Raw genomic sequence first — 13,939 nt, forward strand, 5'->3', positions numbered from 1 at the left:
GGTTCTATCATTTCGGGACACGCATAGACTGAAGTAAACTCTTAAAAGCGGTGAGTGAAATGCGGCGTATTATTTTTTTGCTAATCAGTTTGTTTGTCCTATTTATTATCTTTTTTGATTTAAAAAATGGCACCATTCCCGTTGAAGAAGGTCCAGCTGTCCCTGCAAATGCCTTTCAAACACCTGAGAAAAAAGCATATAAGAACGTCACAGTGAAACAAGGTGAAACCGTCGTCTCTATCGTCCATACAAGTAAGCCTCTTGATGAAGTCATTGAAGATTTTGAAGAGCTGAATCAAGGCGTCAAAGCAAACGAAATTCGGGCAGGCAGCACATATAAGTTTCCGGTATATAAGAGATAAAACGTTAATTCCTTGTCATTCATACAAAGAGACTGTTACAATATGAACTGTAAAACAAGACGTACATGGCAAAGAATTGCTTGTACACTAAGGAGCGATTGACAAGTGAGTGAAGTCACACATCGTACTAAAACACGTCCCGTCAAAGTGGGACCTTTAACTATAGGTGGAAATAATGAGGTTGTCATTCAAAGTATGGCAACAACCAAAACACATGATGTCGAAGCGACAGTAGCTGAAATTAAGCGTCTTGAAGAAGCTGGCTGTCAAATCGTGCGTGTCGCATGCCCAGACGAGCGTGCAGCAAATGCGATTGCAGACATAAAAAAACAGATCAACATCCCGCTAGTTGTCGATATTCATTTTGACTACAAGCTTGCACTGAAAGCGATTGAAGCAGGTGCAGACAAAATTCGAATCAACCCAGGAAACATCGGAAGACGAGAAAAAGTCGAAGCGGTTGTGAAAGCAGCAAAAGAAAAAGGCATTCCAATCCGTATTGGGGTAAACGCTGGTTCATTAGAGAAAAAAATTCTTGATAAATACGGCTACCCAACAGCAGATGGTATGGTCGAAAGTGCACTGCACCACATTAAAATTCTTGAAGATCTAGATTTTCATGATATCATCGTCAGCATGAAAGCATCTGATGTCAACCTAGCGATTGAGGCGTACGAAAAAGCTGCAAAAGCATTTGACTACCCTCTTCACCTTGGAATTACAGAATCAGGTACATTATTTGCAGGTACGGTCAAAAGTGCAGCTGGTCTCGGCGCTATCTTGAATATGGGGATTGGGAATACACTCCGCATCTCATTAAGTGCTGATCCAGTTGAGGAAGTAAAAGTAGCACGTGAACTGTTGAAATCATTTGGTCTTGCAGCAAATGCAGCCACACTGATCTCTTGCCCAACTTGTGGACGAATCGAAATTGACCTCATTAGCATTGCAAATGAAGTCGAAGAATATATCTCCACGATAAAAGCACCGATTAAAGTAGCTGTTCTTGGCTGTGCTGTAAACGGTCCAGGTGAAGCGCGTGAAGCTGATATCGGAATTGCCGGAGCTAGAGGAGAAGGTCTATTGTTCCGTAAAGGTGAAATTGTTCGTAAAGTGCCAGAAGAAACAATGGTCGAAGAACTGAAAAAAGAAATCGATAAAATTGCTGAAGAGCATTATGCAAAAATGGAAGCTGAAAAAGCAAAAGCCAACGCATAACAAAAAACGCCTGACGTCACTGTCAGGCGTTTTTCTGTTCTTGTTAAAAGAACGGGGTGATAAATATGCCAAGGATGACGGAAACAATTCCGATCCCGATTGACCATGCGCCAAGCGCATGTGCTCCTTTTCTTCTTGCAATATAACCAACGACGATTGCCGCTACTCCTAATAGCACCGGCAAGACAAATAACGAGATAATCGCAATCGCGAGTGCTGTATAGCCTATCCCCTTACTGCCTGAATCGTCACCTACTTGGTCACGTTCTCGTCTGTCTACTCGATCTCTTGAAGCCTGATATGGCTCTGCAATTTCAGCAGCTGTTTCCTCTAGATAGCCATCATCATTACTAAAGTGTGTGTCGATTTCACGATCATTTCTTCTGAAATCTTCGTCTCTTTCCATGATCAATTCCCCCTTTTGGTTAATAGAAAGGAGCTTTTTTAGTATGAGCAAAAATGTCTGTTTCATGTTTGCTAAAACTTGCTGGAATTGTGAATTGATTATGTTACACTTTAAGAGTATAAAAATGAGGAGTGTGGGCATGTTACGTTTAGGAATTGATATAGATGGCACAGTGACGGCGCAGGACACCTTTGTTCCCTATTTAAATGAGTCGTTCCAATGTGCCATGACACTAGATGATATGACAGAATATGATTTGACGAAGCTTTTAAATATTTCTCAAGAAGAGTTTTGGGGCTGGATGAATCAGCATGAGCCTCTTATATATAAACAGGCAAAGCCTGCTAAGGACGCAAAAGAGATGCTTGATCAAATGAAACATCAACACAGGCTGATCTATATTACAGCGAGAAGGCAGCATCATGCGGATATCACCTACGAGTGGTTTCACAAACATCACGTGCACTATGATGACATTGAGCTGGTTGGCGGTCATCATAAGCTCGAAGCTGTTCAAAAGCACAAAATTGATGTGTTTTTCGAGGATCATCATGGAAATGCCACAATGATTGCAAAAGAGGCTGACATCCCGGTTATTCTTTTTAACTCCCCATATAATCAAATGCCCATTGACGACAGGATTATACGCGTCAACAACTGGCAGGAAGCATCTCAATGGATTAAACAATACGAGCAGCGTTTGGAAACTGCTTATTAATACAGAAAAGCCGATACTCTAATGTATCGGCTTTTTTGATGGAGCAAGCTTCCCTTCTGTCATGAGGAAATGGTACAGCGCTCCCTTCATGCCTGCCTGATTCAAGTAATAGCACGTTTCCACCTTCACTTGAATGTTCTTCCACGCAGGCAGAGTATGTAAATGTTTCTCAATATTTGATAGCAAATCTGGTCTTGCACTTACACCGCCACCAATGAGGATTTTCTCAGGATTAAGGACAGTTGCTACATTGTAAATACCAATGGCGATTCGCTTGTACCACTGATCCACTAGCTTTTCAATGGACGGATCATGCTTTGCCTTTTCAAAAATGTCTTGACCGTCTATTTGCGTGCTTTGCGGAATTCCTTGCTTTTCTTTATAGCTGCGAATTAAACCAGCTGTTGAAGCACTGCTGTTGAGTGTTGTAAATTGTCCATTGTCTGTCTCTGTCAGCATCATGCCAAATTCACCGCCGCGGAAGGAAGCCCCGCGTACAAGCTGACCGCCAGCGAAAATACCACCGCCAACACCTGTGCCAAGCGTCATACAAATAAAACTGTCACACTCTTTCGCATGGCCACTGTATTTTTCTGCAAGAGCTGCACAGTTCGCATCATTTTCGACTTCAACACGAAGAGAGGTTTTCTCTTCTAAAAGAGTTTTTACATTTTGACCATTTAAGGCAATGATGGCTCCTGCAAATTCTGTATAACCTGTTTCACTGTCCACAAAGCCCGGAAGACTAATGGCGATTCCGCTGACATCTGACGTTCTCTGATATTGTTTGACCACATCCGCCATCGCTTCTAAAAACGGTTCAAGCTGACGGCAATTCGTTTCATAGTCACCGCTCGTGACCAGCCCCCCATCCCGATCCATTAATCCATGTTTTGTTCTCGTCCCGCCTACATCAAACACGACATAATACGCCATTTTTGACCCTCCCTTTACTCCAAAAGACACAAATTTCTTCAGTACCTTGTTCTCATTTTAATGAAACAGCCGCCCTTTGTAAAACGTTTTCAAAAAGACAAGAGAAAAAGCCAGCTCTGCGGCTGGCTGTTTTATGAGTGAACTTCCTTCGGTTCGCAGGAAGGACACGTTCCGTATATTTCGAATTTATGTCCGCTAATGTGATAATCCTCTAGATCGGCGTCTAACTTGTCCATAGGGCAGGCATCGATCTCCTTTGTTTTACCGCATGTCAGACAAATAAAATGATGATGGTGATGAGAAAAGGAACATTTAAAACGAAAAAGCTTCTCACCTGACAATTCCGTTGTTTCTAATATACCTAAGTCTTCATATAGCGACAGGTTTCGGTAAATCGTATCAAAGCTAAGACCCGGGTAGTCTTCACTTAGTGCCGTCAGCACATTTTTAGCAGTCAAATATTTATCAGAATCAGAAAACAGTTGAAGCATGTCTTCACGTTTGCTTGTATACTTGTAGCCTTTTTCCTTTAATAAATCAAGCGCTTCTTGTACGTTCATGATGATTCCCCCTTTTGAATTTTCCAATAAAAATACATCCGATTAAAATCAAAATGGACAGCATCACAATGGTTCCGCCTGGCGCTAAATCTAGATAATAGCTTAAGATCAATCCCGCCAATACAGACAATTCACCGAACAAGATCGAAAGGAAAATCGCCTGTTTGAACCCTTTGGCAATGCGGATACTTGCCGCAACAGGAAGTGTCATGAGCGCAGAGACAAGTAGTGTACCTACGATACGCATCGATGCCGCAATGACAAGTGCAACAACTAAAATAAAAATAAAATGAATCCATTTCGCTGAAATACCAGAAGCCTTTGCATGCTCTTCATCAAAAGAAAGTAAAAATAATTCTTTATATAAAAGCACGACAACTAACACCACAACGAGTGAGATCCCAACAACAATCCAAAGATCTAATCTCGACACCGCACTGACACTTCCGAACAAATAACTAAACAAATCTGTATTAAAGCCATTCGCTAGTGAAATGAAGATGACGGAAATCCCGATACCGCCTGATAAAATAATAGGTATCGCCAGCTCCTGATAATGCTTATACACAGAGCGCAGGCGTTCAATAAATAACGAACCGGCAACAGAAAACGCCATCCCTAAGTACAGCGGGCTTACCCCTGTCAAGAGGCCAAACTTTTTATCAAGAAATAAACTAGCTGCAATACCGGCAAGTGATACGTGACTGAGGGCATCTGCAATCAGCGAGAGCCTTCTCACGACGATAAATACACCAAGCAAGGGCGCAATAAAACCGATCAGCATTCCTGCGATAAACGCATTTTGTAAAAATTCATAATGAAAAAATGGAAATAGCATTATTCATGTCCCCCATGATGGTGATGATCGTGATGAATCACTTGAATGTCATGTCCGTAAAATTGAGATAACGCCTGATCATCCATTGAATCAAACGTTGCTGCATCTCCGTGGAAATGAAGTGTCTGATTTAAACAAGCCACATGGGTGACTTTATCAGAAACGGTGCCCACGTCGTGTGTGACGAGAATTAAAGACATTCCTTTTTCTTTGTTTAATGTTTCGAGCAGCTGATAAAAGCCTTCTACTGTCCGCTGGTCTACCCCAACCGTCGGTTCATCTAAAATGAGCAGCTTCGGCTGACTGACGAGCGCACGTGCAATAAAGGCACGCTGCTGCTGACCGCCTGAAAGTTCCCCGATGTTTTGGTGCTTTAAATCTTGTATCCCAACTGAACGAATGGCTTCCTCAACTTGCCATTTGTCCTGCTTGCTCATTCGTTTGAATAAACCTATTTTCGCCGTCAATCCACTTGCGACGACTTCGTAAACAGAAGCAGGGAAACCTGTATTAAAACTATTCGCCTTTTGAGAAACAAATCCAATTTGATCCCAGTCTCTAAATTTTGAAGCAGGCGTGCCAAATAGCTTTAATTCACCTTGCTGTGGTTTAATGAGCCCAAGCAGGCACTTTAATAAGGTTGTTTTACCAGATCCATTCGGTCCAACAAGTGCTAGAAAATTTCCTTCCTCGACTGTTAAATGAATGTGATCTATGACATTTCGCTGTCCATACGAGTACGAAATGTCCTTCATTTCAATAATTGGCTTTGCCATGAATCTTTCCACCTTTAATCAATATAAAAAGAATGATTACGATTTATACAACAAAAAGAAAATGGCTTTTGCCATTTTCTCTGTCCATACATACATTTCATTATATAAAAGAAAGATTAAAAAGTAAAATAAAAGCTAATGAATGGCTGTTTTGAACTTACCGCCTTTTGTTTCATGCGTATCCATAATCGTAATAAATGCTTGACTATCAATTTCAAATACAATGGATTTTAGCTTTGTGATTTCAAGTCTTGTGACAACGGCGTAGATGACATCTTTTTCTTCATCTGTATAACCGCCTTTCCCTCTCAGCTTTGTCGTTCCCCTGCCAAGTCGATGAAGAATCGCATCTGAAATTTCATCATAATAATCTGACACGATAATGACAGCTTTTGTTTCATCAAGCCCTTGAATGACAGCATCAATTGTTTTCATTGCCAAATAATATGTCATAACAGAATACATAGCCTGCTCTGGTCCGAAGACAAAGCCTGCCCAAATAAAAATGAACACATTGACGATCATGACAAACTCACCGACGGAGAATGGAATTTTTTTCGTTAGCAGAATGCCTAAGATCTCTGTTCCATCCATTGAGCCTCCATTTCGAATGACAAGACCCACACCAAAACCAAGTAATAGCCCGCCAAATACAGTGGCTAAGATTGGCTGATTTGTAAATGCCTCTACATGATGGAGTGAAGATTCAATCACGGCTAAGCTGACAATCCCAATTACTGTGGAAACCAGAAAGGTTTTCCCAATATGTTTGTATCCTGATATCATAAATGGAATATTCAAAATGACAACAATCGTCGCAAAATTGATGAACGGGTTATCTGTAAAGAGATAATCCAAAATAAGCGAAATGCCGATGATGCCTCCATCGATAATATTGTTTGGCACTAAAAATAATTCAATGCTGACTGCTGCGCATGTAGCTCCTACTAGAATCAGGAAAATTCTAAATATAAAATGAGGCACTGATTCCTTTCTATGCTGTTTACTATTTGCCATACGTTCTCCCCTCTACACAACTTAAATTTTCAATGAACATTTTATTCACTTTACTATTTTATCATTTCACAGGGTAAAATAAAATTTTTTGCACATTTTCCGTTTTCGCCCATACATTGTTACAGAGGGGAGGAATGGAATTGATTTTAATTCAAAAAATTGTCCTGCAACGGCTCAATCAGATCACAGCAAATGATCTGTTAAGGTATGCGAAGCAGTATGGTGTCAGTTTAACGTCAAACCAAGCTGCTGAGGTGGCCAAACTCATGAATGGGAAGAACATCAATATTTTTAATGATGCAGAGCGGAGCCGGCTTCTTAAGCAAGTAGAAGCGATTACATCTAAACAGACAGCTCAGACTGTCAATGATCTGTTTAATCAGTTTACAAGTTAAACAAAAAAGGGCCGCATTTAGCGGCACCTCATGATGTTGTATGCTTTTTTACTGATTCTTAATTTTATCTAGTAAGCCTTCGTCAAATTGCTTTTCTTTTAGCATTGCAATTTCGAATTTGTAAGGTGGCTTTTTGTTCTTTTTATCTTCACCTACATAAGGCGTTTCTAAGATTTTTGGTACATCTTGAAGCTGCGGATGATGCACAATATTGTTCAGTGCATCGAAGCCAATTTCACCAAAGCCGATATTTTCATGTCGGTCTTTTCTTGCGCCTTGTACGTTTTTACTGTCATTAATATGAAGAACCTTGATTCGGTCAATACCGACGATTCGATCAAATTCTTCTAACACCCCATCAAAGTCAGTCACAATCGGATAACCAGCATCGTGTGTGTGACACGTATCAAAGCAGACAGAAAGTGCTTCGTTATGTGTCACTCCGTCGATAATTTGGGCAAGATCTTCAAAGCTTCTTCCGCACTCTGATCCTTTGCCAGCCATTGTTTCAAGTGCAATTTGAACCTTTTGCCCTTTTACGATGACTTCGTTTAAACCTTCAATGATTTTTTGGATTCCTGCTTCTGGTCCTGCTCCGACATGTGCACCTGGGTGGAGAACAATCTGCCTCGCACCTAGCGCTTCTGTACGTTCAATCTCAGAGCGAAGGAAGTCCACACCAAGCTCAAAGGTCGCTGGATTGACGGTGTTCCCAATATTAATAATATATGGTGCATGCACGACGATATCTGTCATACCATGCTCTTTCATATGCGCTTGTCCAGCTTCAATATTGAGATCTTCAATTTTTTTACGGCGCGTATTTTGCGGTGCACCAGTATAAATCATAAACGTATTCGAACCATAAGAGGCAGCTTCTTGACTCGCTGCAAGAAGCATATGTTTTCCGCTCATGGATACATGTGAACCAATCTTCAACAATGTTTCCCCCTACTTTCCATTACGCTTTGACTTTCTACGTTCCTGTCTTTTGATTTTGTCCATCTCACGTGTCATTTTCTTTTTATATCCAGGTTTGACGGCTTTCGGTTTTCTCACAAGACGCTTTGCTTTTTCTTCAATTTCATTAGGTGCTTTTTTACGTCTTTGACGCTTCAAGCGGTCATCTGCATCTCGCCATTCGCCATGAACAATGGTTTTGTTTTCAAACACAACGCCCATTTTCTCAATTTGAATGAGTGCATCCTCATCAGCAAGCTCATAAATAGTCATCGCAATTCCAGATGAACCAGCTCGAGCCGTTCGACCAACACGGTGAACATAAAAATCAAGATCAGATGGAAGCTCATAGTTGATCACATGGCTGACACCTTTAATATCAATTCCGCGGGCTGCAAGGTCAGATGCCACAATATAAGTGAACTCTAAATCATCAATTTGTTTCATCACTTTTTTACGTTCGCGCGGCGTTAATCCGCCATGAAGCACTCCAACTTTCATTCCTTTTTCTTGTAGGAATGATGCGATTTCATCAACGGTTGTTTTTGTATTGGCAAAAATGATGCCTAAATAAGGCTGTACATTCGTCACCATTTCATGGAGCAATTTTAGCTTGTCGCGCTGTTTAGATGGGACTAAAATATGCTGGATGTTTTCAGCTGTAATCCGTTTTGGTTCAACATGGGCATATTTTGGATTGTCCATATATTTTTTCAGGAATGGCTTTAGTTTTTCTGGAATCGTAGCTGAGAACACAAGCATTTGCAGCTGCTCTGGCATTTGTGAACCAATACGGTCCACATCTTCTAAAAAGCCCATATCCAGCATTAAATCCGCTTCATCAATGACAAGAGATGTCGCTTTGTAAACGTTCAGCGCCTGCTCATGAATGAGGTCCGCAATACGTCCAGGTGTGCCGACAACCAAATGCGGCTGGTTTTTTAGCTTTTGAATGGATTTCTGCTTGTCCGTTCCGCCAATGTAAAGCTTTGCTTTAATTTCTTCTTCTGGAGAGGCCTTCTTTAAGATCGTTTGGGCTTCTTTGAAAATTTGATTGGCTAATTCTCTTGTAGGTGCAGTAATCACGACTTGTACGTGCTCTTTGCTTGGATCAATTGAATGAATAAGCGGCAATAAGTACGCGTGGGTTTTCCCTGTTCCTGTTTGTGATTGACCAATCACGCTTTCTCCTTTTAACACAGCAGGGATAATTCTTTTTTGAATATCAGTTGGCTCATAAAAGCCCAGTTCATGAATAGCATCTATTATAAAAGACTTTAATTCATATGTCGTAAATTTTGTTTCGTTCATGTTTTCACTCCTTAAGGCAATGCCTTTTTGCTCATCTCCTCATTATAGCTGATTTTCAGCAAAAAAACCATGTCCGCTTTTCTTACAGGAAACCAATTGATGCTTCCTTGCATAACCTATGATTAGAAAGAGAATGCAGTAAGGGAGGTACAAGTATGTTAGGGCAAAGGCCTATGGGCGATTTTCAGCCGCACCGTCCCTCACGCCGGCATCTTGGAAATGGCGGACAGCCCGGAATTTTTCAAAGGAGGCAGCAGGCTCCTATCGAACAGACTTTTCAAGGGCAAGGCAATCAATTTCAGCAAATGATGCCTCGCTCCCCGTCTGTACAGGGAGGCGGTGTACGCGGAATGGGCGGAATTCCAGGAGGCGAAAGCCGTGCACTAGGCGGCGGAGCAGGAATGAAAGGCTTGCTCTCTAAATTTCTTCCTGGCGCAGGGGGAGCAGGGGTTTCTGGAGGTGGTGCGGGATTACAAGGAATCCAGAGCTTCGCAAATCCTGCAACCCTCTCAAGCATGTTGGGAAATGTTCAAAAGGTGCTCGGAATGGCGCAGCAATTTACGCCAATGATTCAGCAATACGGTCCTTTAGTCAGAAATTTGCCTGCGATGATTAAGCTGTACAGCCAGCTTGGCAGTGCAGATGATGATGAAACAAGTACAGATGAAGAACCTAAAGAAATCGGCGAGGAAACAGAAGTGCAAAAAGAGGTTGCATCAGGAGATGATGAAATAGAAGAAAACGAAGAACCAGAGGACATCCTCGTCAAAAAAGCAGATCCTCACACATCACCTGCTCCTGAAGCAAAACCGAAAAAAAGACCTGGCAGCTCTGTTCCAAAACTATATGTCTAGTGATCTTTTAACGGCGAAGTGTCCCCTGCGTATAACAATCTTTGATATATACGCTTACTTTGGCTATAATGGAAGCTAGAGAATGATAAAAAGCCGTTTTTCCACGGCTTTTTATATTGTTCTTCTCTAGCAGCACTTCCCTACAGGAGGACGAATAAATGAATGTAATTAAAATTTCGCCGCGTGGCTATTGCTATGGCGTTGTAGATGCAATGGTCATTGCTAAAAATGCCGCACTTGATAAAAACTTGCCACGCCCAATTTATATATTAGGTATGATTGTGCACAACAAACACGTGACAGATGCCTTCGAAGAAGATGGGATCTACACACTGGACGGCCCAAACCGCTTGGACATTTTAAAGCAGGTTGAAAGCGGAACAGTTATTTTCACTGCTCACGGCGTTTCACCTGAGGTTCGTCAAATTGCAGAAGAAAAAGGTCTTGTCGCCATTGATGCAACCTGTCCCGATGTAACGAAAACACATGAACTCATTTCAGAGAAAACAGCCGATGGGTATGACATTATTTATATCGGAAAAAAAGGTCATCCTGAGCCAGAGGGAGCTGTCGGAGTAGCCCCTGACAAGGTGCATCTTGTCGAATCAGAAGCGGACATTGAGGCGCTCGATTTAACATCAGATAAATTGCTTATCACCAATCAGACAACGATGTCTCAGTGGGATGTCCACGATCTGATGGAGCTCATAAAAGAGAAATATCCTCACGTCGAGTACCATCAAGAAATTTGTCTTGCGACACAAGTACGTCAGGAAGCTGTATCTCAGCAAGCTGGCCAAGCCGATCTTACCATTGTTGTCGGCGATCCAAAAAGTAATAACTCCAACCGTCTGGCACAAGTGTCAATGGAGATTGCCGGAACGCAGGCTTACCGTATTGGTGACCTAAGTGAGCTCAAGCTGGAGTGGCTGCAAGGCGTAAATACCGTTGCCATTACTGCTGGCGCTTCTACACCAACGCCTATTACAAAAGAAGTGATCCGTTTCTTAGAAAACTACGAGCCGGATGATGAATCAACTTGGAAGATTGAACGATCGGTTCCTCTTTCGAAAATACTACCGCGCGTGAAAACAAAGAAATAAACGTCAGAGCTTCTATGCTCTGACGTTTTTTTGTTTACATAAATTGAAATGGATTTGTGTTTGATTCAGAAACAAAGAGCTGTACATCATACTTTTTCTCTGAACATAGCGATTGAAGCTTCGCCTTTACGCCCTCTTTCATCATCTTTTCTGCATAATGCCCTGGGTCCACTACGTTCAGCCCGAGCATCATGGCATCATGGGCGACATGGAAATAAAGGTCCCCTGTCACATACACATCAGCACCCATTCTTTTTGCTTGATGAATGTATTTATTTCCGTCTCCGCCAAGCACAGCTACTTTTTTCACAACAGCGTCCTGATCACCTACAAAGCGAGCACCATTTACATCCAGCTTTGTCTTCACAAATCGCGCGAAGTCTCCAAGGGTCATAGGCTCTCTTAGCTCCCCTATACGGCCAAGCCCTTTTTGAATAGGAGGAAGGTCTGTCGTGTGTACACTATAAGCGACTTCTTCATAAGGATGTGCTTTGATCATTTCACGAATGACTTGTTTTTCAATACTTGCCGGGAAAATGGTTTCAATCCGTACTTCTTTAACAAATTCCAATTGACCGGTCTCACCAATGAACGGGTCCGCATCTTCTGATGGCAAAAAGCTGCCTGTCCCTTCATTTGAAAACGCACAATGGCTGTAGTTGCCAATATGGCCGGCGCCCGCATTTCCTAAAGCTGTCCGGATGGCTTCTTCAAATTCCTGCGGGACATAGAGGGCAAGCTGTTTGATTTGATCTTCATATGTCGGGACTAACACACTTGTTTCTTCAAGCTCTAAAGCCTCCGCAAGCAAGTCATTGACTCCTCCATCAGCCACATCTAAATTCGTATGTGCCACATATACTGCAATATCATGTTTGATGCATTTCTCAATGATTCGTCCAGCTGGCTGATCTGTCGCTACATGTTTTAACGGACGGAAGATCGGCGGATGGTGAGCAATCATGAGATCCACATTTTTTTCGATCGCCTCATCTACCACATTCTCTAGTACATCTAAGGTGATCATGACATTGTTTACCTTTTTATTTAACGTCCCAATCTGGAGACCGATTTTGTCACCTTCCATGGCATATGCCTTTGGTGAAAATTGTTCAAATAATTGGATGATTTCATGTCCGTTTACTGTTTTAGCCAACAGTCAAAACCTCCTTTAGAATCTTTATTTTTACATGCAGCTCTTCAAGACGCTCCTTGTTCTCTTCTGTTCGCGCTGCCTGCTGAATTTGACTTTCTATCTTCTCCATATGCTGGAGCTCTTGCATCCACTTGCGCCGGAAGACGTCATTTTGCTCTTTCGCAAGAAACGGACCAACTAGCATGCCTGTTTCAATTGACATCCCTTCATAGGCTTTATCTTTGTCGCCTTTTTCGGCGATGATGATTTCGTATATTTTGCCATCCTCTTCTAAAATGACTTCACCCATCAATTCATACCCCTCTTGATAGAGCCATAAACGAATGTGGTGAGCATGGATATTCGGCTGAAGAATAAGCCTTTCATGGCCTGTGAGCTTATGCTTGCCGTCATGTAAAATGCTTGCGATGAGTGCTCCGCCCATACCTGCAATCGTTACAGCATTCACTTCGCCCTTTTCAATGACTTCAAGACCATTACCTTTTCTGACCGAGATCTGGTCATCTAATTCAAGTCTATGTACTTGCTGCTTCGCCGATTGAAGCGGTCCTTCTGTAATTTCACCAGCAACCGCTTTTACTGCTTTTTGATGCAGGATTGCATAGCACGGCAAATAGGCATGATCTGAGCCGATATCAGCAAAGACAGCCTCATGTGGTAAAAAGTCTGCGACTCTTTTTAATCGTTTTGATAAATTCATTTCATTCATACGTATCACTACTTTTCTTTAATGTTCATACTTGTCTATCTTATATAAATTATGGACTTTTTAAAAGTCGTTTTCAAATGAAAAAAGCTCTTCTGATCAAAAAGAGCTTTTTGCGTAACATTATTTAATTTTGGATACCCATTCTGACATTTCATCGAGCTTTTCATTCGGGATTAGCCCGCCTGGCATCCCGTTGCCGCCTTCTTGAATTTTCTTCTTGATGTCTGCTACTTCAAGCTTGTCTCCAACACCTTTTAATGCAGGACCAGCACCGCCTTCATAGTTTTCCCCGTGACAACTCAGACAGTTTTGCTTATACAATTCTTCCGGCGTCGCATTCGCTGTTTCTTCTTGCTTTTGCTCCTCGCCTCCAGAGGCGATTTTTTCTTCATCTTTCAGCCCCTTCATTGATAAGAAAAAAGTGAGTCCAATACCTAAAATGGCAATCAATAAAAATGGTATAAGTGGATTCCGTTTCATTTCTTTCATCCTCCCCTTTGTGAAAACCCCTTTAAGACTATACAAACAATTCTAATTCTACTTTAATTTTACAAAAAGTAAACGAATTATGATACAAAACTTTGGTCAAGTTCACAGATTAGACAAAAATGATGCAAAGA

17 protein-coding genes are annotated in these 13,939 nt (G+C 41.7%); 6 read left to right on the plus strand and 11 right to left on the minus strand.

Annotation, left to right across the window (positions count from 1 at the left end):
• Nucleotides 1-59: 59 nt before the first annotated feature.
• On the plus strand, nucleotides 60-362 hold the full coding sequence (locus tag MHB83_RS16330) for a hypothetical protein (protein ID WP_003217371.1): 303 nt from the start codon (nucleotides 60-62) through the stop codon (nucleotides 360-362).
• Between the two features lie 105 nt (nucleotides 363-467).
• Nucleotides 468-1,580 carry a flavodoxin-dependent (E)-4-hydroxy-3-methylbut-2-enyl-diphosphate synthase gene (gene ispG, locus MHB83_RS16335; RefSeq protein ID WP_003217392.1) on the plus strand — a complete coding sequence of 371 codons (1,113 nt, stop codon included), beginning with the start codon at nucleotides 468-470 and terminating at the stop codon, nucleotides 1,578-1,580.
• 43 nt (nucleotides 1,581-1,623) lie between these two features.
• Here ispG and MHB83_RS16340 read toward each other — a convergent pair whose 3' ends face one another.
• The gene (locus MHB83_RS16340; RefSeq protein WP_003217474.1) at nucleotides 1,624-1,986 is read right to left on the minus strand and encodes a DUF308 domain-containing protein; all 363 of its coding nucleotides are present in this window, start codon (nucleotides 1,984-1,986) and stop codon (nucleotides 1,624-1,626) included.
• A 139-nt stretch (nucleotides 1,987-2,125) separates the two neighbouring features.
• Between MHB83_RS16340 and MHB83_RS16345 the strand changes: the two genes are divergently transcribed.
• Complete coding sequence (locus MHB83_RS16345) at nucleotides 2,126-2,704, plus strand: nucleotidase (protein WP_050943753.1); 579 nt, start codon at nucleotides 2,126-2,128, stop codon at nucleotides 2,702-2,704.
• A gap of 18 nt (nucleotides 2,705-2,722) precedes the next feature.
• On the opposite strand, the gene MHB83_RS16350 is transcribed toward MHB83_RS16345, so the two are convergent.
• The 5 genes from MHB83_RS16350 to MHB83_RS16370 all read right to left on the minus strand — a co-directional run bounded on the left by MHB83_RS16350 (nucleotide 2,723) and on the right by MHB83_RS16370 (nucleotide 6,831).
• Complete coding sequence (locus MHB83_RS16350; RefSeq protein WP_050943752.1) at nucleotides 2,723-3,640, minus strand: ROK family protein; 918 nt, start codon at nucleotides 3,638-3,640, stop codon at nucleotides 2,723-2,725.
• A 131-nt stretch (nucleotides 3,641-3,771) separates the two neighbouring features.
• Nucleotides 3,772-4,200, minus strand: coding sequence for a Fur family transcriptional regulator (locus MHB83_RS16355; RefSeq protein WP_003217433.1), 429 nt, complete (start codon nucleotides 4,198-4,200; stop codon nucleotides 3,772-3,774).
• Nucleotides 4,178-5,038, minus strand: coding sequence for a metal ABC transporter permease (locus tag MHB83_RS16360; RefSeq protein WP_003217436.1), 861 nt, complete (start codon nucleotides 5,036-5,038; stop codon nucleotides 4,178-4,180). The genes MHB83_RS16355 and MHB83_RS16360 overlap by 23 nt, the downstream gene beginning before the upstream one ends.
• Nucleotides 5,038-5,814, minus strand: a complete 777-nt coding sequence (locus tag MHB83_RS16365; RefSeq protein WP_050943751.1) for a metal ABC transporter ATP-binding protein — start codon at nucleotides 5,812-5,814, stop codon at nucleotides 5,038-5,040. Before MHB83_RS16365 ends, MHB83_RS16360 begins: the two co-directional genes overlap by 1 nt.
• A 135-nt stretch (nucleotides 5,815-5,949) precedes the next feature.
• Entirely contained in the window at nucleotides 5,950-6,831 is an 882-nt protein-coding gene (locus tag MHB83_RS16370) for a YitT family protein (protein ID WP_003217308.1), read from the minus strand.
• Nucleotides 6,832-6,971: 140 nt separating this feature from the next.
• On the opposite strand from MHB83_RS16370, the gene MHB83_RS16375 reads away from it, so the two are divergent.
• Nucleotides 6,972-7,226, plus strand: coding sequence for a DUF2624 domain-containing protein (locus MHB83_RS16375; RefSeq protein ID WP_003217420.1), 255 nt, complete (start codon nucleotides 6,972-6,974; stop codon nucleotides 7,224-7,226).
• A 48-nt stretch (nucleotides 7,227-7,274) separates the two neighbouring features.
• Here the strand turns inward: MHB83_RS16375 and MHB83_RS16380 are convergent, their stop codons facing one another.
• Together MHB83_RS16380 and MHB83_RS16385 are read right to left on the minus strand one after the other, a co-directional pair.
• Nucleotides 7,275-8,168 carry a deoxyribonuclease IV gene (locus MHB83_RS16380; RefSeq protein WP_342496478.1) on the minus strand — a complete coding sequence of 298 codons (894 nt, stop codon included), beginning with the start codon at nucleotides 8,166-8,168 and terminating at the stop codon, nucleotides 7,275-7,277.
• Nucleotides 8,169-8,177: 9 nt separating this feature from the next.
• A complete protein-coding gene (locus MHB83_RS16385) occupies nucleotides 8,178-9,497 on the minus strand; it encodes a DEAD/DEAH box helicase (protein ID WP_003217519.1) in 1,320 nt (439 codons plus the stop codon).
• Nucleotides 9,498-9,652: 155 nt separating this feature from the next.
• Between MHB83_RS16385 and vrrA the strand changes: the two genes are divergently transcribed.
• On the plus strand, nucleotides 9,653-10,351 hold the full coding sequence (vrrA, locus tag MHB83_RS16390; RefSeq protein ID WP_342496479.1) for a VrrA/YqfQ family protein: 699 nt from the start codon (nucleotides 9,653-9,655) through the stop codon (nucleotides 10,349-10,351).
• Nucleotides 10,352-10,509: 158 nt separating this feature from the next.
• Nucleotides 10,510-11,454, plus strand: coding sequence for a 4-hydroxy-3-methylbut-2-enyl diphosphate reductase (locus tag MHB83_RS16395; RefSeq protein WP_003217509.1), 945 nt, complete (start codon nucleotides 10,510-10,512; stop codon nucleotides 11,452-11,454).
• Nucleotides 11,455-11,488: 34 nt separating this feature from the next.
• Here the strand turns inward: MHB83_RS16395 and MHB83_RS16400 are convergent, their stop codons facing one another.
• From MHB83_RS16400 to cccA, 3 genes are all read right to left on the minus strand, one after another.
• A complete protein-coding gene (locus MHB83_RS16400) occupies nucleotides 11,489-12,610 on the minus strand; it encodes a Nif3-like dinuclear metal center hexameric protein (protein ID WP_003217458.1) in 1,122 nt (373 codons plus the stop codon).
• A complete protein-coding gene (locus tag MHB83_RS16405; RefSeq protein WP_106029136.1) occupies nucleotides 12,603-13,319 on the minus strand; it encodes a tRNA (adenine(22)-N(1))-methyltransferase TrmK in 717 nt (238 codons plus the stop codon). Before MHB83_RS16405 ends, MHB83_RS16400 begins: the two co-directional genes overlap by 8 nt.
• Nucleotides 13,320-13,439: 120 nt before the next feature.
• Nucleotides 13,440-13,799 carry a cytochrome c550 gene (gene cccA / locus MHB83_RS16410; RefSeq protein ID WP_034319511.1) on the minus strand — a complete coding sequence of 120 codons (360 nt, stop codon included), beginning with the start codon at nucleotides 13,797-13,799 and terminating at the stop codon, nucleotides 13,440-13,442.
• Nucleotides 13,800-13,939 lie beyond the last annotated feature (140 nt).

This window comes from Bacillus sp. FSL K6-3149, from assembly GCF_038630515.1.
GTDB lineage: Bacteria > Bacillota > Bacilli > Bacillales > Bacillaceae > Bacillus > Bacillus pumilus.